Origin of the sequence: Streptomyces sp. NPDC087440, assembly GCF_044744005.1 — a bacterium.
GTDB lineage: Bacteria > Actinomycetota > Actinomycetes > Streptomycetales > Streptomycetaceae > Streptomyces.
Genome location: NZ_JBIUXN010000003.1, coordinates 627162 through 647365 on the forward strand (window position 1 = coordinate 627162; position 20204 = coordinate 647365).

The 20204-nt window shown below is 72.5% G+C and carries 20 protein-coding genes; 10 read left to right on the forward strand and 10 right to left on the reverse strand.

Going from position 1 to position 20204, the window contains the following annotated elements; all coding sequences use genetic code 11:
- Nucleotides 1–29 precede the first annotated feature (29 nt).
- The 6 genes from ACIO3O_RS10900 to ACIO3O_RS10925 all read left to right on the forward strand — a co-directional run bounded on the left by ACIO3O_RS10900 (nt 30) and on the right by ACIO3O_RS10925 (nt 4632).
- Nucleotides 30–704 (forward strand): amino acid ABC transporter permease, encoded by a 675-nt coding sequence (locus tag ACIO3O_RS10900; RefSeq protein ID WP_401744399.1) that lies wholly within the window; start codon nt 30–32, stop codon nt 702–704.
- Nucleotides 701–1591: an amino acid ABC transporter permease gene (locus ACIO3O_RS10905; protein WP_401744400.1), complete on the forward strand. Its 891-nt coding sequence runs from the start codon at nt 701–703 to the stop codon at nt 1589–1591. Before ACIO3O_RS10900 ends, ACIO3O_RS10905 begins: the two co-directional genes overlap by 4 nt.
- A gap of 225 nt (nt 1592–1816) precedes the next feature.
- Nucleotides 1817–3454: an FAD-dependent monooxygenase gene (locus ACIO3O_RS10910; protein WP_401744401.1), complete on the forward strand. Its 1638-nt coding sequence runs from the start codon at nt 1817–1819 to the stop codon at nt 3452–3454.
- Nucleotides 3455–3486: 32 nt separating this feature from the next.
- On the forward strand, nt 3487–3573 hold the full coding sequence (locus ACIO3O_RS10915; protein ID WP_380836616.1) for a putative leader peptide: 87 nt from the start codon (nt 3487–3489) through the stop codon (nt 3571–3573).
- A 106-nt stretch (nt 3574–3679) separates the two neighbouring features.
- On the forward strand, nt 3680–4216 hold the full coding sequence (locus ACIO3O_RS10920) for a cysteine dioxygenase (RefSeq protein WP_401744403.1): 537 nt from the start codon (nt 3680–3682) through the stop codon (nt 4214–4216).
- The gene (locus ACIO3O_RS10925; protein ID WP_401744405.1) at nt 4213–4632 is read left to right on the forward strand and encodes a rhodanese-like domain-containing protein; all 420 of its coding nucleotides are present in this window, start codon (nt 4213–4215) and stop codon (nt 4630–4632) included. Before ACIO3O_RS10920 ends, ACIO3O_RS10925 begins: the two co-directional genes overlap by 4 nt.
- Before the next feature lie 166 nt (nt 4633–4798).
- Here the strand turns inward: ACIO3O_RS10925 and recX are convergent, their stop codons facing one another.
- The 4 genes from recX to ACIO3O_RS10945 form a co-directional block, all read right to left on the reverse strand.
- The gene (gene recX, locus ACIO3O_RS10930) at nt 4799–5587 is read right to left on the reverse strand and encodes a recombination regulator RecX (protein ID WP_401744406.1); all 789 of its coding nucleotides are present in this window, start codon (nt 5585–5587) and stop codon (nt 4799–4801) included.
- 3 nt (nt 5588–5590) lie between these two features.
- Nucleotides 5591–6721 carry a recombinase RecA gene (gene recA / locus ACIO3O_RS10935; RefSeq protein WP_401744408.1) on the reverse strand — a complete coding sequence of 377 codons (1131 nt, stop codon included), beginning with the start codon at nt 6719–6721 and terminating at the stop codon, nt 5591–5593.
- Between the two features lie 281 nt (nt 6722–7002).
- Nucleotides 7003–8148 (reverse strand): AI-2E family transporter, encoded by a 1146-nt coding sequence (locus tag ACIO3O_RS10940; protein ID WP_401744500.1) that lies wholly within the window; start codon nt 8146–8148, stop codon nt 7003–7005.
- A 244-nt stretch (nt 8149–8392) separates the two neighbouring features.
- Nucleotides 8393–8587, reverse strand: a complete 195-nt coding sequence (locus ACIO3O_RS10945; RefSeq protein ID WP_401744410.1) for a DUF3046 domain-containing protein — start codon at nt 8585–8587, stop codon at nt 8393–8395.
- A gap of 80 nt (nt 8588–8667) precedes the next feature.
- Here ACIO3O_RS10945 and ACIO3O_RS10950 point away from each other — a divergent pair, with 80 nt between their 5' ends.
- A complete protein-coding gene (locus ACIO3O_RS10950) occupies nt 8668–9627 on the forward strand; it encodes a hypothetical protein (protein ID WP_401744411.1) in 960 nt (319 codons plus the stop codon).
- 19 nt (nt 9628–9646) lie between these two features.
- Here ACIO3O_RS10950 and ACIO3O_RS10955 read toward each other — a convergent pair whose 3' ends face one another.
- The 3 genes from ACIO3O_RS10955 to ACIO3O_RS10965 all read right to left on the reverse strand — a co-directional run bounded on the left by ACIO3O_RS10955 (nt 9647) and on the right by ACIO3O_RS10965 (nt 11638).
- The gene (locus tag ACIO3O_RS10955) at nt 9647–9955 is read right to left on the reverse strand and encodes an AzlD domain-containing protein (RefSeq protein WP_401744412.1); all 309 of its coding nucleotides are present in this window, start codon (nt 9953–9955) and stop codon (nt 9647–9649) included.
- Nucleotides 9952–10686 carry an AzlC family ABC transporter permease gene (locus ACIO3O_RS10960; RefSeq protein ID WP_401744502.1) on the reverse strand — a complete coding sequence of 245 codons (735 nt, stop codon included), beginning with the start codon at nt 10684–10686 and terminating at the stop codon, nt 9952–9954. Before ACIO3O_RS10960 ends, ACIO3O_RS10955 begins: the two co-directional genes overlap by 4 nt.
- A 76-nt stretch (nt 10687–10762) precedes the next feature.
- Entirely contained in the window at nt 10763–11638 is an 876-nt protein-coding gene (locus tag ACIO3O_RS10965) for an AraC family transcriptional regulator (protein ID WP_401744413.1), read from the reverse strand.
- A gap of 91 nt (nt 11639–11729) precedes the next feature.
- Here ACIO3O_RS10965 and ACIO3O_RS10970 point away from each other — a divergent pair, with 91 nt between their 5' ends.
- From ACIO3O_RS10970 to ACIO3O_RS10980, 3 genes are all read left to right on the forward strand, one after another.
- Nucleotides 11730–16448, forward strand: a complete 4719-nt coding sequence (locus ACIO3O_RS10970; RefSeq protein ID WP_401744415.1) for a DEAD/DEAH box helicase — start codon at nt 11730–11732, stop codon at nt 16446–16448.
- Between the two features lie 538 nt (nt 16449–16986).
- The gene (locus ACIO3O_RS10975; protein ID WP_401744417.1) at nt 16987–17832 is read left to right on the forward strand and encodes an Fpg/Nei family DNA glycosylase; all 846 of its coding nucleotides are present in this window, start codon (nt 16987–16989) and stop codon (nt 17830–17832) included.
- A gap of 33 nt (nt 17833–17865) precedes the next feature.
- Nucleotides 17866–18654, forward strand: coding sequence for an SDR family NAD(P)-dependent oxidoreductase (locus tag ACIO3O_RS10980; protein WP_401744418.1), 789 nt, complete (start codon nt 17866–17868; stop codon nt 18652–18654).
- Here ACIO3O_RS10980 and ACIO3O_RS10985 read toward each other — a convergent pair.
- The 3 genes from ACIO3O_RS10985 to ACIO3O_RS10995 all read right to left on the reverse strand — a co-directional run bounded on the left by ACIO3O_RS10985 (nt 18602) and on the right by ACIO3O_RS10995 (nt 20146).
- Nucleotides 18602–18928, reverse strand: a complete 327-nt coding sequence (locus tag ACIO3O_RS10985; protein ID WP_401744420.1) for a hypothetical protein — start codon at nt 18926–18928, stop codon at nt 18602–18604. The genes ACIO3O_RS10980 and ACIO3O_RS10985 overlap by 53 nt on opposite strands.
- A gap of 130 nt (nt 18929–19058) precedes the next feature.
- Nucleotides 19059–19529, reverse strand: coding sequence for a Dps family protein (locus ACIO3O_RS10990; RefSeq protein ID WP_401744421.1), 471 nt, complete (start codon nt 19527–19529; stop codon nt 19059–19061).
- A gap of 221 nt (nt 19530–19750) precedes the next feature.
- Nucleotides 19751–20146: a helix-turn-helix domain-containing protein gene (locus tag ACIO3O_RS10995; protein WP_398422421.1), complete on the reverse strand. Its 396-nt coding sequence runs from the start codon at nt 20144–20146 to the stop codon at nt 19751–19753.
- Nucleotides 20147–20204: the final 58 nt, after the last annotated feature.

Consider the following 20204-nt stretch of genomic DNA (forward strand, 5'->3'; position numbering starts at 1 on the left):
GATCCAACAAGGAGAGATCGCGGGGCATCGTGTTCGATTTTCTTAGTTCCGGGCAGTACGACCTGCTCGGCGCCTTCTGGGTGACGGTTCAGCTCACCCTCTACTCGGCGGTCGGCTCCCTCATATGGGGAACCGCGCTGGCCGCGATGCGGGTCAGCCCCGTGCCTCTCATGCGGGGCTTCGGTACGGCGTACGTGAACCTCGTCCGCAACACACCGCTGACGATCATCATGGTGGGCGCACTCCTCGGCCTGAACCAGACGCTCAACTACCAGCTCGGGGCGGAACGCTTCGAGGACATCGGCTTCCGGCTGGCGGTCCTCGCGATGGTCGCGTACACCGGGACCTTCGTCTGCGAGGCGCTGCGCTCGGGCATCAACACCGTCCCGGTCGGCCAGGCCGAGGCAGCCCGCGCGATGGGCCTCGGCTTCACCCAGGTGCTGACCCTCATCGTGCTTCCGCAGGCGTTCCGATCGGTCGTCGCTCCGCTGGCGAACGTGCTGATCGCCCTGACGAAGAACACCACGGTGGCCTCGGCGATCGGTGTCGCCGAAGCCTCGTTCCTGATGAAGAACATGGTCGAGAACGAGACCGACGCGCTCTTCGCCGTCTTCGGCGTGATCGCCCTCGGGTTCATCGTTCTGACCCTGCCCACTGGCTTGTTGCTCGGCTGGGTGTCCAAGCGAGTGGCGGTGAAGCGATGACGTCCGTTCTGTACGACGCCCCCGGGCCCGGTGCCAAGCGGCGCAACATCATCTACACGGTCGTCTTCGTCGTCGTCTTCGCCCTCGTGGCGTGGTGGCTGCTGGACGCCCTGGCGGCGAAGAAGCAGCTGGACGCGGAGAAGTGGAGCCCGTTCGTCACGGACGGCAAGGTGTGGACCACCTTCCTGCTGCCCGGTCTCCTGGAAACCCTCAAGGCCGCGGCCCTGTCGCTGGTGATCGCGCTGCCGCTCGGCGCGCTCCTGGGCATCGGCCGTCTCTCGGACCACGCGTGGGTCCGTGTCCCGGTGGGCGTCGTGGTCGAGTTCTTCCGGTCCATCCCGGTGCTGATCATGATGGTGTTCGCCAGCGCCCTGTTCATTCAGTTCACCAGCATGGACTCCGATGTCCGCCCCCTGTGGTCCGTGGTGACGGGCCTGGTGCTCTACAACGCCTCGGTCATCGCCGAGATCGTCCGCTCGGGCATCCAGTCGCTGCCCACCGGCCAGACGGACGCGGCGAAGGCGATCGGCATGCGCAAGGGCCAGATGATGGTCTTCGTGCTGGTGCCGCAGGCCGTCACCGCGATGCTGCCCGCGCTGGTCAGCCAGTTGGTGGTCATCGTGAAGGACACCGCGCTCGGCGGTGCGCTCCTCGGCTTCAACGAGCTGCTCGCCCAGGTGCGCACCATCACGGCGAATTACGGCTCCAACACGATCGCGGCCCTCACCGTGGTCGCGATCCTGTTCATCGCCGTGAACTTCGCCCTCACCTCCTTCGCGGGCTGGCTGGAACGGCGTCTGCGCCGTACGAAGAAGAGCAGCGGGGCAGCGGTCGACCTGAACGTGATCGAAGCAGGCGGCGGCGGTGGCGCCGGCGGCGCCCTCTGATCCCGACACCGTCCGAGCAAGGGGCCGACCTCTCCGCAAAGGTCGGCCCCTTGCGTATTTCCGAGGACAATTCACCAACGAAACCACCCACTCCCGAAGGACTCGCCTCCGTCACTTGACGCAAGCACCTGCAGTGGGTTGCATACGTTCTGTGATCGAGCACCGTGTTCCCACTGCCCCTTGCGCAGCCGTCCGCTTGTCCGTACGAAGCGGAGGCGCCGCCCCGTGGACCCGGTGATCGTCGTCGGCGCCGGACCGGTCGGGCTCGCGCTCGCCCTGTCCCTCGCCGCGCAGCAAGTCCCTTCCGTCGTACTGGACGAGGGCGACGGCACGCAGGAGGAACGCACCGCCCGCACCGTCGTCCTGCGCCCGGACACGGCGTCCCTCGTCGAGCGGCTCGGCTGCACCGACGCCCCGGCCGAGGGGACGGTCTGGACCGGGTGGCGGTCGATGCGGCGCAAGCAGGTCGTACGAGAACTAACGCTCGGTGACGACGGGGAGTTCCCGGCCCCCCTGCACCTTCCGCAACACACCCTCACCCGCGGCCTGTACGCCGCCGCCGAGGCGCACCCCCTGATCGAGCTGGCGACCCGCGCGCGCGTGGACACCATCGAGCAGGACGCCAAGGGCGTCACCGTGCACACCCGCGAGCCGGGTTACCTGTACTGGCGCGGCAGTTACCTCGTCGGCTGCGACGGCGCCCGCTCCACCGTCCGCAAGCTGCTCGGCATCCGCTTCGCCGGCCGCACCGCCGTCGAGCGGCACGCCGTGGCCGCCCTGCGTGCCGAACTCCCGTGGCCCGAGACCGCCTTGCTGCACCGTCAGCCGCCCTGGCGGGGTGCCGGCCCCGAGGTGACGGCGCGGCCGCTCTCGGACGATGTGTGGCGGCTGGACTGGCTGCTGCCGCCGCGCGGCGACCTGGTGACGCCGGACGCCCTGGTGACCCGCATCCGCGACACCCTCGCCGGGTGGTGCGGCACGACCCCTCCGTACGATCTGATCGACACCGGCGTCTACACCCTGCACCACCGGCTCGCCCAACGCTGGCGCGAGGGGCGGTCGTTCCTGGCGGGCGACGCGGCGCATCTGCTGGGCGCGCTCGGCACCCAGGGCGTCGACGAGGGCCTGCGGGACGTCGAGAACCTGGCGTGGAAGCTGACGCACGCCTTCCACCACGACGCCTCCGAGGAACTCCTCGACAGTTACGAGGCGGAACGGCGCACCAGTGTGGCCGCCCGCCTGCGCGCCGCCGACCAGGTGCTGCCGATACTGCGGGGCGGCGGCGGTCTGCGCGCGGTCCTCCCCGGAGCGGGCAAGAGCCACGACACCCTGCTCACCGACGGCCACCTCGGCAACGGTGCACTGGGCGCGCTCCCGGCGTACCCGCACTCCCCCCTCGCCCCCGTGCCGCCGTCCCCGGAGGTGCGGGCCGATGTCGACACCGCTGTCGGTGCCCCGGTCACGGACGTCGTGGTGACCGCCCCGGACGGCACCGCCGTGCGCCTGTGGGAACGGCTCGGCCAGGGGCACCTGCTGGTGGTGCTCGTGGCGCCCGGCACCGGTGTGTGGGACCGCCGGCACTGGATGTCGGCGGGGGTGATGCCCCGGCTGGCGTCCGCGGTGACCGCGCTGCCGGTGCCGGCGGAGCTGCTCGTCGCCGAGGGCTACCCGGGGGCGACGGCGCACACCGTCCTTCTCGTACGCCCGGACGGGCACCTCGTCGCGGCCTTCGACGGTGTGCATCCGGCGGAGCTGTACGCGGCGGCGGACGCGGCGCGCGGCGGCGCTCCCCGGGACCCGGAGGCGCACGAAGAGGCTCCGGACTCCCCCGTGCACACCGATCGGACCGCGGACGTCAATTGACCGGCCCGGGCTCCCATGGTGTACTCCGGATCATGAGTGACACCGATGTGAGCCTGTGGCGGAGGGTCCATATGGACCTGGTCCGCTACGCGGGCTGCGTCTGTCGCCCGTCCTGCTGATTCGCCCTTCCTCGCGCGCGGTGTGCCGTCTCCCGGCCGTCGACCCCCGGGTCCGGCCGGTGAGACGCCCGTGCGTCCTCGCGAACTCTCCCAGGACGGTCTCTCCGTGTCTCTTCCCGCACCCGTGCACACCCCTGCCCCCACGACCACCGGGCCCTCCTCCGCCCAACTCCTCGATTTCGTACGGAACATCGCTTCCGACGCCGAACTGGTGGCGTCCCTTCCGCTCGACCCCGAGGGGCGCACCTGGGTGCGCCTCGACGGGCCGGGAGGCAGCGAGGCGTGGCTCATCGGCTGGCCGCCGGGCACCGGCACCGGCTGGCACGACCACGGCGGCTCGCGCGGTGCGTTCGCGACGGCGGCGGGCGGTCTGACCGAGCAGTCGCTCGCCGCGCGGCTGCCCACCGAGGGGTGGAAGACCCTGGAGCTCGCCGAAGGCATCGACAGGGAAAGGGAGTTGAGGCCGGGGCAGGGGCGCGCCTTCGGGGAGCACCATGTGCACCAGGTGCTCAACGAGTCGGACCGCGAGCACGCGATCTCGGTGCACGCCTACTACCCGCCGCTGCCGCTGATGCGGCGCTACAGCCGCACGGGCGCGGTGCTGCGCCTGGAGCAGGTGGAAGTTCCGGAGGAGTGGCAGTGACGGACGCCGAAGAGACCCGGGCCCAGGCCCCGGTGGGGATCGACGAACTCCTGGAGCGGGTACGCACCGGGCTCGACCGGCTCGGTCCCGCCGAGGCGCACGCGGCGGCGGAGGCCGGGGCGCTGCTGGTGGACATCCGGTACGCCGCCCTGCGCGAGCGGGACGGGCTGATTCCGGGTGCGTTGGTGGTGGAGCGCAACGAGCTGGAGTGGCGGCTCGACCCGCAGGGCAGTCACCGGGCGGCCGAGGCCACCGGGCACGATCTCCAGGTCGTGGTGATCTGCAACGAGGGCTACGCGTCGAGCCTGGCCGCGGCTTCGCTGCACCAGCTCGGGCTGTACCGGGCGACGGACCTGGACGGCGGCTTCCAGGCCTGGCGGGCGGCGGGCCTGCCGGTGCTGCCCGGCAGGGGCTGACTGCTGAGTGTTCGTGCGTGAGCGCCAGGGTCGGCTTTCTCGTACGTGCGCCTTCTCGTACGAGAGCAGGCGTACGTGAGCAGGGTCACCGGTGCCGACCCGCGGGCCCCCTGAGCTTCAGGGGGCCCGACGGAAGGGCTCCGCGCCGGGTGCCGGGGGCGCGGGGTCAGAACGGCTCGTAGTCCAAGCCGTCCGTGTCCTCGCCCTCCTCCTCCAGCGCCTGCCTGACCACCCGGATGGCGAGGCCTTCCGGGTAACCCTTGCGGGCCAGCATTCCTGCCAGCCGGCGCAGCCGCTTGTCGCGCTCCAGCCCGCGGGTGGAGCGCAGCTTGCGGGTGACGAGCTCGCGGGCGGTGGCCTCCTCCTGGTCGGAGTCGAGCTGCCCGACGGCCTCGTCGATCAGTGCCGGGTCGACGCCCTTGGTGCGCAGCTCGCGGGCGAGTGCCCGGCGGGCCAGGCCCTTGCCGTGGTGGCGGGACTCGACCCAGGCGTCCGCGAACGCCGCGTCGTCGATCAGGCCCACTTCCTCGAAGCGGGACAGCACCTCGTCGCTGACCTCCTGGGGGATCTCCCGCTTGTGCAGGGCGTCCGCCAGTTGCTTGCGGGTGCGCGGGGTGCCGGTGAGCAGGCGCAGACAGATGTTCCGCGCCCGCTCCGCCGGGTCCTGCGGAGGCTTCGGTGCGGCTTCCCGGGTCTCCCCGGGCGCGTCCGAGCCCCGCGAGGACCGGGAACCCCGGGCGCCTCTGCGGCCCCTCCCGGACTCCCCGAACCCCTCCGAACCTCCTCCGCTCCCCCCGGCTCCCCGGGAGGACCAGGGAAGCCGGGGAGGCCCGTCGGCCTCCCCCGCTCCCCCCGCGCCGCCGTCGTACGCGGGGGTCCTGCCGTACCCGGCGGGGGCGTCGTGTCCGCCGGGTCCGTCGTCGCTGCTGCCCGGCCAGTCCGTCCTCCGGGTCACGGACTAGCTCTTGGTCGCCGCGGCCTTGGCCGTCTTGGCCTTGGTCGCCGGGGCCGGTACGGACTTCGGGTCGGCTGCCGCAGCGGCACCCGCCGCGTCCGCGCCGGGCTCGCCCTCGGGGGCATCCGTCTTGGGCTTGACGCCGACGCCCAGCTTCTCCTTGATCTTCTTCTCGATCTCGTCGGCGAGGTCGGGATTGTCCTTCAGGAAGTTGCGGGCGTTCTCCTTGCCCTGGCCGAGCTGGTCGCCCTCGTACGTGTACCAGGCGCCCGCCTTGCGGACGAAGCCGTGCTCGACGCCCATGTCGATCAGGCCGCCCTCGCGGCTGATGCCCTGGCCGTAGAGGATGTCGAACTCGGCCTGCTTGAAGGGCGGCGCGACCTTGTTCTTGACGACCTTGACGCGGGTGCGGTTGCCGACCGCGTCCGTGCCGTCCTTGAGGGTCTCGATGCGGCGGATGTCGAGGCGCACCGAGGCGTAGAACTTGAGCGCGCGGCCACCGGTCGTGGTCTCCGGCGAGCCGAACATCACGCCGATCTTCTCGCGGAGCTGGTTGATGAAGATCGCGGTGGTCTTGGACTGGTTGAGCGCGCTGGTGATCTTCCGGAGCGCCTGGCTCATCAGCCGGGCCTGGAGGCCGACGTGCGAGTCGCCCATCTCGCCCTCGATCTCCGCACGCGGCACGAGCGCCGCCACGGAGTCGATGACGATCAGGTCGAGCGCGCCGGAGCGGACCAGCATGTCCACGATTTCCAGCGCCTGCTCGCCGGTGTCCGGCTGGGAGAGGATCAGGTTGTCCGTGTCGACGCCGAGCGCCTTGGCGTACTCGGGGTCGAGCGCGTGCTCGGCGTCCACGAAGGCGACGGTGCCGCCGGCCTTCTGCGCGTTCGCCACGGCGTGCAGCGTCAGCGTCGTCTTTCCGGAGGACTCCGGGCCGTACACCTCCACCACACGGCCGCGCGGGAGACCGCCGACGCCGAGCGCGATGTCCAGGGCGGTCGACCCGGTGGGGATGATCTCGATGGGGTCGTTCGGCCGGTCGCCGAGCCGCATCACGGCACCCTTGCCGAATTGTCGTTCAATCTGCGCGAGAGCGGCGTCCAGCGCCTTCTCGCGGTCGGTGCCTGCTGCCATGGGTTCCACCCGATTTGCTTGAGTCGATCGCTTCACGTCAATGACGCTAACGCCTGCCACTGACAATCGGCCTCGGCGTCGCCCTGACCTGTGGATAACCCGGTCGGGAGCCCCGGGGTCACTGGGCCGGAACACCAATGAGAATGGATGTTCGATTTTCGTGTCAAGCGAGCCACGCGGCGCCCTCCGACCGGCTCCGCGGCACCCGCCCGACGGGTTTCGCGGCCCCCGCCGGGCGGCTCACGACCCGGCCGGAGGGCGCCCCGGGAAGGCCGTACGCCTCAGGCGTCGTCCCCCGCAGGAGGCGGCGGCGTCCCGTTCCGGCCCTGTCGCAGCGCGCCCCGCACCCGCGCCAGGACCGATGCGCGGCGGCTGCGGTGACCGTGCACCCGGGGGTCGTCGGTCACGTCGTACCGCTTCACGTACGCTCCCAGGAACGCCTGGAGCGTGGCGACGGCCGGGATGGCGATGAGCGCGCCGACGGCCCCCATCAGCGCCGTCCCCGCGACGACCGAACCGAAGGCGACGGCGGGGTGGATGTCGACCGTCTTGGCGGTCAGCTTGGGCTGGAGCAGGTAGTTCTCGAACTGCTGGTAGACCACGACGAAGCCGAGCACCCACAGCGCGTACCAGGGGTTCACCGTGAAGGCGATCAGCATCGGCAGGGCGCCCGCGAGGTAGGTGCCGATGGTCGGGACGAACTGCGAGATCAGTCCCACCCACACCGCCAGCGCCGGTGCGTACGGCACGTCGAAGACCACCAGCAGGATGTAGTGCGCGATGCCGGAGATCAGCGCCATCAGACCGCGCGAGTACAGATAGCCGCCGGTCTTGTCGACGGCGATCTCCCAGGCGCGCAGCACCTCCGTCTGCCGTGCGGGCGGCAGCACCGAGCACAGTGCGCGTCGCAGCCGGGGCCCGTCGGCGGCGAAGTAGAACGAGAACAGAAAGATCGTCAGAAGCTTGAACAGGCCGCCCAGTACGGTCGTCGACACGTCCAGGACGCCGCTCGCACTGTTCTGCACGTACTTCTGCAGCCAGTCCGAACGCAGCAGGCTGTCCTGCACCTCGACCCTGGAGAGCTCGGTGTTGAAGGTGTGGTTGACCCAACTGATGACCGAGTCCAGGTACTTCGGGAACTCGTCGACCATGTTCAGGATCTGACCGGCCAGCATCGACCCGAGCATCACCACGAAACCGGCGCCCGCGATCATCACGCCGAAGAACACCAGGAAGGTGGCGAGGCCACGCCGCATGCCGCGGGCCGCCATCCGTCCGACCGCGGGCTCCACCGCGAGCGCCAGGAAGAAGGCGATCACGATGTTCAGCAGCAGGCTGATCAGTTGGTGGAACGCCCAGTCGCCGAGCTGGTAGCAGGCGTACAGGGCGAGCGCGAGCACCATCGCGCGCGGCAGCCAGCGGGGCATCCGGGCCGGCCCGGTGGGCGCCGCCGCCGGGGGCGCGGTGCTCGGCGGGACGGTCGCCCCGCCGGAGTCCTGGGCTTTCGCCTGGTCCTGGGCGGTCTCATCAGTCGGTGACACGGGGCCAGTCTCACTCATGAGTGCGACAACGGCGTACCCGTGTCGCCGTACAGAGGGTGCGTCACCTTCCTGTGCCGCCGTACGGAGGGAAACGGCTCGGCCTCCCGTGCCGTGCGCGCGAGGAAACGGCTCAGCGCTTGTCGTACGGAACGTCCATCGCCCGGCAGACGACCTGCCACACGCTCTTCGCGTCCCAGCCCGCGTCCAGCGCCTCGTGCACCGTACGACCGCCGAGTTCGGACATCACGTGGTCCCGGGCGAAGGAGTCGGCATATGCCTCGCCGAAGTGCGCCGCCATGCGCTCCCAGAAAATCGTCAACCGCATGACACCAGTATCGCGCCCCTGAGAGTGCAGCCGGGCCCTCACCCCTTGCGGCGAACGCTCCGCACCCTCACCGTCGGCACATGGCTGGAAATGGAGCATCAACCCCCGGGGCGACCCCCCGCACGCCCTCCCCCCACGCGGGGTCGCCTCTCGCCCGCGCGGCGCAGTTCGTCTGGCTGACGGCCCGGGTCCTGGAGCAGCGCCGGTTCGCGTACCACTTCCTCGACGGCGGCGCGGACCCCGTCGAGGCCGCCCTCAACGCGTACCTCGGCGAGGACGGCGGATTCGGCCACGCCCTGGAGCCCGACCTGCGGGGCCCCGTGAGCCAGCCCCTGCACACCGCGCACGCGCTGCGCGTACTGGAGTCCGTCGGCCGGTGCGGCGGCACGCGCGTGGAGCGCATCTGCCGCTACCTGACCGCTGTCTCCACCAAGGAGGGCGCGCTGCCCGCGGTGCACCCCTCGCAGCGGGGCTACCCGGTCGCGCCCTTCGTGCCCGTCGTGGACGACCCGCCGGGCGAGCTGCTGGCGACGGGCCCGGTGGTGGGGATGCTGCACCGCAACGAGGTGTGGCACGCCTGGCTGTTTCGCGCCACGGACTTCTGCTGGGCGGCCGTCGAGGCGATCCAGGAGTCGCATCCGTACGAGATCCAGGCCGCCGTCGCCTTCCTGGACGGCGTGCCGGACCGCTCGCGGGCCCAGGCGGCGGCGGACCGGCTGGGGCGGCTCACCCGGGCGCAGGGGCTGGTCGTACTCGATCCGGCGCGGCGCGACGAGGTGCCGGTGGCGCCCGGGTACGCGCCGGGCGAGCACCACTTCGCGTACGACTACGCGCGCGAGCCCGATTCGCTGGCGCGCGGCTGGTTCACGGACGAGGAGATGGGGCGTGCCCTCGACTTCCTGGCCGCCGAGCAGCAGGAGGACGGCGGGTGGCCGGTGCGTTGGCGGGCCTGGGCGCCCGGGAGCCTGCTGGAGGCGCGCCCCCTGGTCACCGTCGACGCCCTGCTGACCCTGCGGGCGTACGGCAGGGAGATCGGCTGAGCCGACGGCCCTGGGCCCGTCAGCCGCCCAGCGCACGCACTCCCGCGGTCACCACCACGGCCGCGCCGACGACCACCAGGAACGGTGCTCGCAGCACCAGTGCGAGGGCCGCCGCCGCGAGCCCCGCACCCCGGGCGTCCAGGACGAGCGTCTGCCCGGTGGCGAAGGTCTGCTGTGCGGTGAGCGCCGCCAGCAGGGCGACGGGCAGCAGCGCGGACAGCTCGCGCACGAGCGGGCGCTCCAGGGCGTTCGCGGGGACCAGCAGCCCGAGGAGCTTCACGAGGTAGCAACCCACCGCCGTGGCGATGATGGCGATCCAGACGCTCACTGTGCTGCCCCCGTGCCCCTGTGGTCACGGTGCTCCGCGCGCCCCTTGACGAAGAGCACCAGCGGTGCCGCCAGGGCTGCCACCAGCACCGGTGCTCCTCCCGGCAGCACGGGCAGCAGCCCGAGCATCACCACCACCGCGACACCGGCGACGGTGCGCTCGGTGGCGGAGCGCAGCATGGGGGCGAGCAGTGCCAGGAAGACCGCCGGGCCTGCCGCGTCCAGGCCCCAGGCATTGGTGTCGCCGATGGCTTCGGCGCCCAGTGCCCCGAGCAGGGTGGTGAGGTTCCACAGCACGTACAGGGTGACGGCGGTGACGGTGAAGCCGATCCGGGCGCCGCGCCGGGTGGGCTGGGCCAGCGCGACGGCGGCCGTCTCGTCGATCACCCCTTGTGCCGCGAACGGGCGCACCAGTCCCGGCAGTGCGAGCAGCTGCGACAGGCGCAGCCCGTAGAAGGTGTTGCGCACACCCAGGAAGAAGGCTCCCGCCGCGGCGGTGAGCGGGTTGCCCCCGGCAGCGAGCGCCCCCACGAGGGCGAACTGCGAGGCCCCGGTGAACACCAGCAGGCTGAGCGCACAGGTCTGCGCGAGGGTGAGTCCGGCGCCGGCCGAGGTGACGCCGAAGGCGAAGCCGGAGAGACCCACCGCGACACCGACGCCGAGGGCGTCCCGTACGACGGCGGCGTCGGGCTTGGGCTCGGCGGCGGGCGCGCCGGTCCCTGCTGTTCGTATGCCCGCGGCGGCCGCGGACGCTGTTCGTGTCTCCGCGGAGGCCGCGGACGCTGTCTGATCTGCCACACCCAGGACGCTACGAGGGACCCGCGCCCCCGGTCTTGTACGTTCTTGCACGCTCGCGCCGGTACGCCCCCGGCGGCACCCCGACGATGCGGGTGAAGTGACGGTTGAGGTGCGGCTGGTCGGTGAACCCGACCAGGACGGCGGCGTCGGCGGGGGTGCTGCCGGTGTTCAGCAGGTGCTGGGCGCGGCGCACGCGCGCGTTGGTGAGCCACGTGTGCGGGGGCATGCCGTACACCGCCTTGAAGGCGCGCAGCAGCGCGAAGGGGCTGGTGCCGAGTTCCTGGGCGAGGCCCTCCAGCGACGGCGGCTCCGTCATCCGGTCGACCAGGATCTCTCTGGCCAGGGCCGCGGTCCGGGCGGCGGCGGGGAGCGGGCCCCGAGCGGGCAGGGAGCGCCCGTGGCGGCGCAGCATGCGGGCGATGGCGAGGCGGAAGGCGGTGTCGGCGGCGAGCGCGTTGCCCGCCTCGGCGGCCCGGTGCACCTCGTGCACGAGTCGCGCGGTGTCCGGGTCGTGCACGATCGTCTCGGCGAATCCCGCCGTGCCGCGCAGCGTGGTGACCTCGGCCGCGACGTCGGCGACCAGTTCCCTCGACGGGTAGAGGGTGGCGTACGACCAGCCCTCGGGGACTCCGGCGTGGGCCGCGTGCGGCACCTCCGGGTTGATCATGACGATGCTGCCGGGCACCGCGCTGATCGTGCCGTCCGGCATCCGCACGTCCTCGATGCCGCGTCGGACGGCGCCCAGCACGAAGCCCTCGTGGCTGTGGCGCGGGAAGGTGTGCCGGACGTAGCGGGCCCGCAGCAGATCGAGGCCCGGCACCCCGGCGTAACTCCAGTGCCGCGCCCACTCGCCCTCGCGCTCGGTGGCGGTCGAACCTCGCTCCATCGGACCATTCTCCGCCCCTTCGCCAGGCTTCTGACCTGCGAGTCCACGGTCCGGACCGGGAATTGTCAGTGGCGGGGTGCACGATGGGGCCATGGTGAGGACCGCGCTCGACTCGTTCTCCCCCGCGACCAGAGGCTGGTTCACGGGGGCCTTCCGGACGCCCACGGCCGCGCAGGACGGGGCCTGGCGGGCGATCGGGGAGGGCTCCGACGTGCTGGTCGTCGCCCCGACCGGCTCGGGCAAGACACTGGCCGCCTTCCTCGCCTCGCTCGACGCGCTCGCCTCCACTCCCCCGCCCGCGGAGGCGAAGAAGCGCTGCCGGGTGCTCTACATCTCCCCGCTGAAGGCCCTGGCCGTCGACGTCGAGCGGAACCTCCGCAGCCCGCTGACCGGCATCCGCCAGGAATCCGTGCGCCTCGGCCTGCCCGAGCCGGACATCAGGGTCGGCATCCGTTCCGGCGACACCTCCCCGGCCGACCGCCGCTCGATCGCGAACAAGCCGCCGGACATCCTGATCACGACCCCCGAATCGCTGTTCCTGATGCTCACCTCCTCCGCGCGCGACGCCCTGGAAGGCGTGGAGACGGTGATCCTGGACGAGGTGCACGCGGTCGCGGGCACCAAGCGCGGCGCGCACCTGGCGCTGTCCCTGGAGCGCCTCGACGCGCTGCTGCCCCGGCCCGCCCGCCGGATCGGCCTGTCCGCGACGGTCCGCCCCGTGGACGAGGTGGCCCGGTTCCTGTCCCCGCAGCGCCGGGTGGAGATCGTGCAGCCGCCGTCCGGCAAGGTCTTCGACCTGTCGGTGGTGGTGCCGGTGGAGGACATGGGCGAGCTGGGCGGCTCCCCCGCCAAGGACGACGACCAGGGCGACAAGCCCTCCATCTGGCCGCAGGTGGAGGAGAAGATCGCCGACCTCGTCCAGGCGCACCGCTCGACGATCGTCTTCGTCAACTCCCGCCGCCTCGCCGAGCGCCTGTGCAACCGGCTGAACGAGATCGCGTACGAGAGGGCCACCGGCGAGGCCCTCCCCGAGGGCGGCTCCCCGGCCGAGCTGATGGGGCAGTCCGGTGCCGCCCAGGGAGCCCCGCCCCTGCTGGCCCGCGCGCATCACGGCTCGGTCTCCAAGGAGCAGCGCGCCCTGGTCGAGGAGGACCTCAAGGCGGGCCGACTGCCTGCCGTGGTCGCCACCTCCAGCCTCGAACTGGGCATCGACATGGGCGCGGTGGACCTGGTGATCCAGGTCGAGTCCCCGCCGTCCGTCGCCTCCGGCCTCCAGCGCGTGGGCCGCGCGGGCCACCAGGTGGGCGCGGTGTCGACGGGCGTCGTCTTCCCCAAGTACCGGGGCGACCTGGTGCAGGCTGCCGTGGTCACCGAGCGGATGCGCTCCGGCTCCATCGAGTCCCTGCGCGTCCCGGCCAACCCTCTGGACGTCCTGGCCCAGCAGCTCGTCGCGATCGTCGCGCTGGACTCCTGGCAGGTCGACGACCTGCTCGCCCTCACCCGCCGCGCCGCCCCCTTCGCCTCGCTGCCCGAGTCGGCGTTCACCGCCGTCCTCGACATGCTCGCCGGGCGCTACCCCTCCGACGCCTTCGCCGAGTTGCGCCCGCGCGTCGTCTGGGACCGCATCGCCGGTACGGTCACGGGCCGCCCGGGGGCCCAGCGCCTCGCCGTCACCTCGGGCGGCACCATCCCCGACCGGGGTCTGTTCGGCGTCTTCCTGGCCGGGTCCGACCCGAAGAAGGGCGGCGGCCGGGTCGGCGAGCTGGACGAGGAGATGGTGTACGAGTCCCGCGCGGGCGACGTCTTCACCCTGGGCACGACGTCCTGGCGCATCGAGGACATCACCCGCGACCGCGTCCTAGTCTCCCCCGCCCCGGGCGTCCCCGGCCGCCTCCCCTTCTGGAAGGGCGACCAGCTCGGCCGCCCCCTCGAACTGGGGCGTGCGCTCGGCGCGTTCCTCCGCGAGATCGGCAACCTGAAGCCCGAGAAGGCCCGCACCCGCCTCCAGGAGGCGGGCCTGGACGACTGGGCCGCCGACAACGTCCTGTCGTACCTCGACGAACAGCGCCGCGCCGCGGGCCACGTCCCCGACGACCGCACCATCGTCGTCGAGCGGTTCCGCGACGAGCTGGGCGACTGGCGGGTGGTCGTGCACTCCCCGTTCGGCGCGCAGGTGCACGCGCCGTGGGCGCTGGCGCTCGGGGCCCGGCTGTCCGAGAAGTACGGCATGGACGCCCAGGTGATGCACGCCGACGACGGCATCGTGCTGCGCCTCCCGGACGCGGACCTGATGGGGCTCGACCTCATGGGCCTCGACCCGCTGGACGCCCCCGGTCCCGCCAAGCCCCTGGGCACCGAGTACGACGACAACCAGGCTCCGATCAGCGCCGCCGACACCCTCTTCGACGCGGGCGAGGTCGCCCAGATCGTCACCGACCAGGTCGGCGGCTCCGCCCTGTTCGCCGCCCGCTTCCGCGAGTGCGCGGCCCGTGCGCTGCTGCTGCCCCGCCGCAGCCCCGGCAAGCGCACCCCGCTCTGGCAGCAGCGCCAGCGCGCCTCCCAACTCCTCCAGGTGGCATCCGAGTTCGGGTCCTTCCCGATCGTCCTGGAGGCCGTCCGCGAATGCCTCCAGGACGTCTTCGACGTGCCCGGCCTGACCGAGCTGATGGGCGACATCGAGGCCCGCCGGGTGCGCCTGGTGGAGGTCACCACCCCCGAGCCGTCCCCCTTCGCCCGCTCCCTCCTCTTCGGGTACGTCGCCCAGTTCCTGTACGAGGGGGACTCGCCCCTCGCGGAGCGGCGCGCGGCGGCGCTGTCCCTGGACTCCCGTCTCCTCGCCGAGCTCCTCGGCCAGGCCGAGCTGCGCGAACTGCTCGACGCCGACGTCCTGACCCAGCTGGAGCAGGAACTCCAGTGGCTCACCGAGGACCGCCGCATCAAGGACCTGGAGGGCGTCGCCGACCTGCTGCGGGTCCTGGGCCCGCTCACCACCGCCGAGTTGACCGCGCGGGGCGCGGACGCCCAGTGGCCCCGCGACCTCGCCGACGCCCGCCGGGCGATCCAGGTCCGTATCGCCGGAGCGGACCACTGGGCCGCCGTCGAGGACGCCGGACGCCTGCGCGACGCGCTGGGCACGGCGCTCCCGGTGGGCGTCCCGGAGTCCTTCACCGAGCCGGTCAAGGACCCCCTCGGCGACCTCCTCTCCCGTTTCGCCCGCACGCACGGCCCGTTCACCTCCGCCACCGCCGCCGCCCGCTTCGGCCTCGGCGCGGCCGTCACCGACGGGGCGCTGCACCGGCTCGCCGCAGCAGGCCGGGTCGTGCAGGGCGAGTTCCACCCGGCGGGCATCGGCCAGGAGTGGTGCGACGCGACGGTCCTGCGCCGCCTGCGCCGCCGCTCCCTGGCCGCCCTCCGCCAGGAACTGGAGCCGGTCGACCCCGCCGCCCTGGCCACCTTCCTCCCCCAGTGGCAGCACTACGGTGGCGGCGGCCTGCGCGGCATCGACGGACTGGTGCGCGCCGTCGAGCAGTTGCAGGGCGCTCCGGTCCCCGCGTCCGCCCTGGAGAAGCTCGTCCTCCCGCACCGCGTCTCCGGCTACACCCCCGCCCTCCTCGACGAACTCACCACCACCGGCGAGGTCGTCTGGGCGGGCGCGGGCGCACTCCCCGGCAAGGACGGCTGGGTCTCCCTCTACCTCGCCGACGCCGCCCCACTGCTCCTGCCCCCGCCCCACCCCCTGGAGCTCTCCGCCCTCCACGAGTCGATCCTGACCGCCCTCTCCGGCGGTTACGGGCTCTTCTTCCGCCAGATCGCCGACCAGGTCCGCGCCACCACCCACCCCGACGCCTCCGACCCCCAACTGGCCGACGCCCTCTGGGACCTGGCCTGGTCGGGCCGCCTCACCAACGACACCCTCGCCCCCCTGCGCGCGGTCCTCGGCTCGGGCCGCACCGCGGGAGCCACCGCCCACCGCGCGAAACGCTCCGTCCCCCGCGGCCGGTACGGCTCCCTCACCGGCGGAGCCCGCCCCGTCTCCCGCACCGGCCCGCCCACGGTCTCCGGCCGCTGGTCCCGCCTCCCCGCCCCCGAACCCGACCCCACCCACCGTGCGCACGCCCTGGCCCGCACCCTCCTCGACCGGCACGGCGTCGTCACCCGGGGCGCGGTCGCCGCCGAGGGCGTCGAGGGCGGCTTCTCGGCGATCTACCGCATCCTCGCCGCGTTCGAGGACAGTGGCCAGGCCCGCCGGGGTTACGTCGTCGAGGGGCTCGGCGCGGCCCAGTTCGCCATGGACGGCGCGGTCGACCGCCTCCGCGCCGCCGCGACGGCCCGCGACCGCTCCGAGAACGACGCCCCGAACCGCGCGGTCGTCCTGGCCGCCGCCGACCCCGCCAACGCGTACGGGGCAGCCCTGCCCTGGCCCGAACCGCCCACCGGCGTCACCCACAAGCCGGGCCGCAAGGCGGGCTCCCTGGTCGTCCTGGTCGACGGCGAGCTCACCCTCTACATGGAACGCGGCGGCAAGACCCTCCTCGCCTGGCCGAACCAGTCCGCACCAGCGGCCGCCCCCGCACCCGCCTCCACCACCCCGACGGCCAACCCCACCCCCGCCGAAGCCCGCGCCGAAGCCCCCGACGAGAGCCTCCGCGCCGCCGCCGAAGCCCTCACCGACTCCGCCCGCGCGGGCGCCCTCGGCACCGTCACCGTCGAACGCATCAACAACACCCCGGCCCTGACCTCCCCCCTGGGCCGCACCCTGGAGTCCGCCGGCTTCCACGCCACCCCCAAAGGCCTCCGCATCCGCCCCTGACCCACACCCCCTGCAACAACGCAGCCTCCTCCCCCAGCCCCCTTGGACGAAAGGCTCCCCTCCTCTCCCCTCCCCCAGCCCCCTGGAGCGACAGGCCGCCCTCCCCTTCCCCCGCCCCCTTGGGCTTCGCCCTGTGCCGCCCCGCCCCCTTGGCTCCGCCACTTGCCGCGCCGTCCCCTTGGGCGACGGGGCCGCCCCAAGGGGGCGGAACGGGCGGGCAAGGGGGCGGCCCCTCCCGCTCCCGGCCCACCCGGGTGCCGCCCCTCGGCCCATCCCCGTACCGGGTGCGCGTCCCAAGGGGCCCCGGCCCACCCTCGTACCGGACATGCGGCCCCGCCCGGCTCAGGCAGAGAGGCCCCGGACCCGCCCCTTTCCCTAAAGCGCTCGCCGCGCGGCGATTGCACGGGTCCGTACAGGTAAGTGGGTGGCTGCTCGCGCAGTTCCCCGCGCCCCTAACGGGGCACGGATGAGCCGCACACTGAAACATCCCGCACCGTAAACCCCCGCCAACCACCCCCACCTCCCCCATCATGGACACATGCCCGAAGGAGACACCGTCTGGCAAGCCGCCGCCCGCCTGCACGCGGCCCTCGCCGGGCGCACCCTCACCCACGCCGACCTCCGTGTCCCCCGCTTCGCCACCTCCGACCTGACCGGCCGCGAGGTCCTCGACGTCACCCCGTACGGAAAGCACCTGCTCACCCGCGTCGAGGGCGGCCTCACCCTGCACTCGCACCTCCGCATGGACGGCGCCTGGCGGATCTTCGCCCCCGGCGCCCCCTGGCGCGGCGGCCCCGAGCACCAGATCCGCGCGGTCCTCCAGAACACGGACGCCACCGCCGTCGGCTACCGCCTCCCCGTCCTGGAACTCCTGCCGACCGCCGACGAACACACCGTCATCGGCCACCTGGGCCCGGACCTCCTCTCCCCCGGCTGGGACAACACCCTCCGGGACCAGGCCGTGCGCAACCTCCTCGCCGCCCCCGACCGCCCCCTCGGCGAAGCCCTCCTGGACCAGCGCAATCTCGCGGGCATCGGCAACGTCTACAAGTCCGAACTCTGCTTCCTCGCCCGCGTCACCCCCTGGCTCCCCGTCGGCGACCTGGCCCCGGACGTCCCCGCCCGCCTCGTCGCCACCGCCCACCGCCTCCTGGACCTCAACAAGGACCACCCCGACCGCCGCACCACCACCGTCGCCCGCACCTCACCCGCCACCCACACCACCCGCACCACCAGCGCCCCCGACCTCCTCTACGTCTACGGCCGCCGCTCCCGCCCCTGCCTGCGCTGCCGCACCCCCGTCCGCAAGGCCGACCAGGGCGACGGCTCCCGCGAGCGCCCCACCTACTGGTGCCCGAAGTGCCAACCGGGTCCCACCAGTTGACGACCCGTCAGATCCAGTCGTACGGTCGCCGACATGCCTCTCCCCGTACGAATCCCCGCGTACGACCTGACCGGCCGCACCGCCTTCGTCACCGGCGCTGCCAGCGGCATCGGCCGCGCCAGCGCCGTGCTCCTCGCCGAAGCCGGGGCCACCGTGCACTGCGCGGACCGCGACGCGGCGGGCCTCGCCGAAACGGCCGCCCTCATCACCAAGTCCACGGACGGCGCACGACACGTCGCCACCCACACCCTCGACGTGACCTCCCGCACCGCCCTCAAAGCCGCCATGGAGAGCACCGAGGGCCTGGACGTCCTGGTCGCCGCAGCCGGAATCATGCACTTCAGCAGCGTCCTGGAGACCGCCGACGAAGACCTCGACCGGATCCTCGCGGTCAATTTCAAGGGCGTCCTGCACGCCTGCCAGGAGGCGGCCCGCCTCATGCTCCGCCGCCCCGCCCGACCGAGGAGCATCGTCACCCTCGCCTCCGGCGCCATGGACTCCGCCAACGCCGGGCTCTTCGCCTACAGCACCAGCAAGGCCGCCGTCGTACAGCTGACGAAAACCCTCGCCACCGAGCTGGGCCCGCACGGCATCCGCGTCAACGCGGTCGCTCCGGGCTGGATCCGCACCCCCATGACGGACAAGCACGACGCCTCCCTCCAGGAGAGCGCCGAGTCGAGAATGGTCCGCATCACCCCGCTCGGCCGCGTCGGCGAACCCGAGGACGTGGCACAGGCCGTCCTCCACCTGGCCTGCGACGCCTCCGCCTTCACGACGGGCCAGATCCTCCGCCCGAACGGCGGCGTCTCCATGCCCTGGTAGTCCGGGCCACCCGGACCCTGATAGTCCGAGCACCCCGGACCCTGATGGTCCGAGCCACCCGGTCCGGCCGGGCCGCCACCTTCCCCGCGACATGCACCGGCAACAGACTCAACCCCCACCCCCCGGCCGCCACCGCCCCCTCGACCGCCCCGGCCCCCTCCGGAACGAGTACGAGCCGCAGCACCGCCCACCACCACAGCACCCCGAGCAGCACCGCCAGCGCCCCGAGGGCGGCCCTGCGCCCCAGCCGCCTGCCCTCCAGCGGTCGCTGCATCGCTACCTCCTCGGACCGACGCTAGGCGCGGTCATGCCCGCCCGGGAGGGCGCACCGGCAGCACGGGAAGCACTACCGGCGCACCCGGCCCGCACACCTCAGGCACTCAGGCGCTCAGGCACCCGGTCGTTCACGCGCTCTCCGCCTGGAACATCCACGCGTGCTTCTCCAGATCCGCCGTCAGTCCGATGATCAGATCCTGCGTGACGGGGTCCGGGTCGCCGGTCGTCTCGATCCGCTCGCGCATCCGGACGATCACCGCACCGAGCGCGTCGACCAGGATGCGTACCGCGTCGCTGTCCTTGATCCAGCCGGTCGGCGTCTCCTTGATCGCACTGGACGCGGCGACCGTGGCGGCCCGCCCGTCCGGGTTCACGCCGAGCGCGGAGGCCCGCTCGGCCACCGAGTCGGAGTGCAGTCGGGCCGAGGCCACGACGTCGTCGAGCTGAAGGTGCACGGAGCGGAAGCGCGGACCCACGACGTTCCAGTGCACCTGCTTGGCGACCAGCGAAAGGTCGACCAGGTCCACCAGCGCGCCCTGCAGCGCCTCACCGACGACCTTGAGATCGGCCTCGGGCAGCGTGCTCTTCACGACAGACATGGAGCGTCCTCCTCAGAAATACCGAAATACGGATCAGCACCATCAACCCTGCCACAACCGATCCAATCCGGTCATTCGGGGTCTCAAGCCGCCACACGGCACCCCGACAAACCCCAAACACCCCCCAAAAAACCCCACCAACGCAAAAGACCGGTGCTCCGGTCACCCCCACAAGGGGCGACCGGAGCACCGGTCCCGCACTGAACTTCTCTTATCTATCGCTAGGCAGCGACGACATCCACCGCTTCCGCAGGTGCCTTGATCGTCACTCGCTCGGTCGGCACACCGGACACACCGGTCACCGACGTCACGGAGACCGAATTGAGCATCGGTCGTACCGGCTGGCGCACCGGCGTCTCGCCGGCCGCAGCCGACGCCGCCAGTTCGGCCAGGGAGAGTTCGTCGCTCACTTCCCGCATGAGCTCGGACATCCGTACATCAAGCGCGTCGCAGATCGCGGAAAGCAGCTCGGAGGATGCCTCCTTCTGCCCCCGCTCCACCTCGGAGAGATAGCCGAGCGAGACCCGGGCGGACGAGGAGACTTCGCGCAGAGTACGGCCCTGGCGCTGGCGCTGCCGACGCAGCACGTCACCCAACAGGCGACGGAGCAGAATCATCGGTGGCTCCCTCCTCGGACCGCGTAGCCGCATCCTTCACGCCCCACCGTACCGCCTC

What these genes read in the sequence shown, in the direction of transcription:
- ACIO3O_RS10915 (WP_380836616.1), top strand. Translation starts at nt 3,487, where the DNA reads ATGAGTGACACCGATGTGAGCCTGTGGCGGAGGGTCCATATGGACCTG.
- ACIO3O_RS10995 (WP_398422421.1), bottom strand. Translation starts at nt 20,146, where the DNA reads ATGATTCTGCTCCGTCGCCTGTTGGGTGACGTGCTGCGTCGGCAGCGC.
- ACIO3O_RS10975 (WP_401744417.1), top strand. Translation starts at nt 16,987, where the DNA reads ATGCCCGAAGGAGACACCGTCTGGCAAGCCGCCGCCCGCCTGCACGCG.
- ACIO3O_RS10945 (WP_401744410.1), bottom strand. Translation starts at nt 8,587, where the DNA reads ATGCGGTTGACGATTTTCTGGGAGCGCATGGCGGCGCACTTCGGCGAG.
- ACIO3O_RS10990 (WP_401744421.1), bottom strand. Translation starts at nt 19,529, where the DNA reads ATGTCTGTCGTGAAGAGCACGCTGCCCGAGGCCGATCTCAAGGTCGTC.
- ACIO3O_RS10940 (WP_401744500.1), bottom strand. Translation starts at nt 8,148, where the DNA reads ATGCCCCGCTGGCTGCCGCGCGCGATGGTGCTCGCGCTCGCCCTGTAC.
- ACIO3O_RS10950 (WP_401744411.1), top strand. Translation starts at nt 8,668, where the DNA reads ATGGCTGGAAATGGAGCATCAACCCCCGGGGCGACCCCCCGCACGCCC.
- ACIO3O_RS10985 (WP_401744420.1), bottom strand. Translation starts at nt 18,928, where the DNA reads ATGCAGCGACCGCTGGAGGGCAGGCGGCTGGGGCGCAGGGCCGCCCTC.
- ACIO3O_RS10970 (WP_401744415.1), top strand. Translation starts at nt 11,730, where the DNA reads ATGGTGAGGACCGCGCTCGACTCGTTCTCCCCCGCGACCAGAGGCTGG.
- ACIO3O_RS10980 (WP_401744418.1), top strand. Translation starts at nt 17,866, where the DNA reads ATGCCTCTCCCCGTACGAATCCCCGCGTACGACCTGACCGGCCGCACC.
- ACIO3O_RS10905 (WP_401744400.1), top strand. Translation starts at nt 701, where the DNA reads ATGACGTCCGTTCTGTACGACGCCCCCGGGCCCGGTGCCAAGCGGCGC.
- ACIO3O_RS10965 (WP_401744413.1), bottom strand. Translation starts at nt 11,638, where the DNA reads ATGGAGCGAGGTTCGACCGCCACCGAGCGCGAGGGCGAGTGGGCGCGG.
- recA (WP_401744408.1), bottom strand. Translation starts at nt 6,721, where the DNA reads ATGGCAGCAGGCACCGACCGCGAGAAGGCGCTGGACGCCGCTCTCGCG.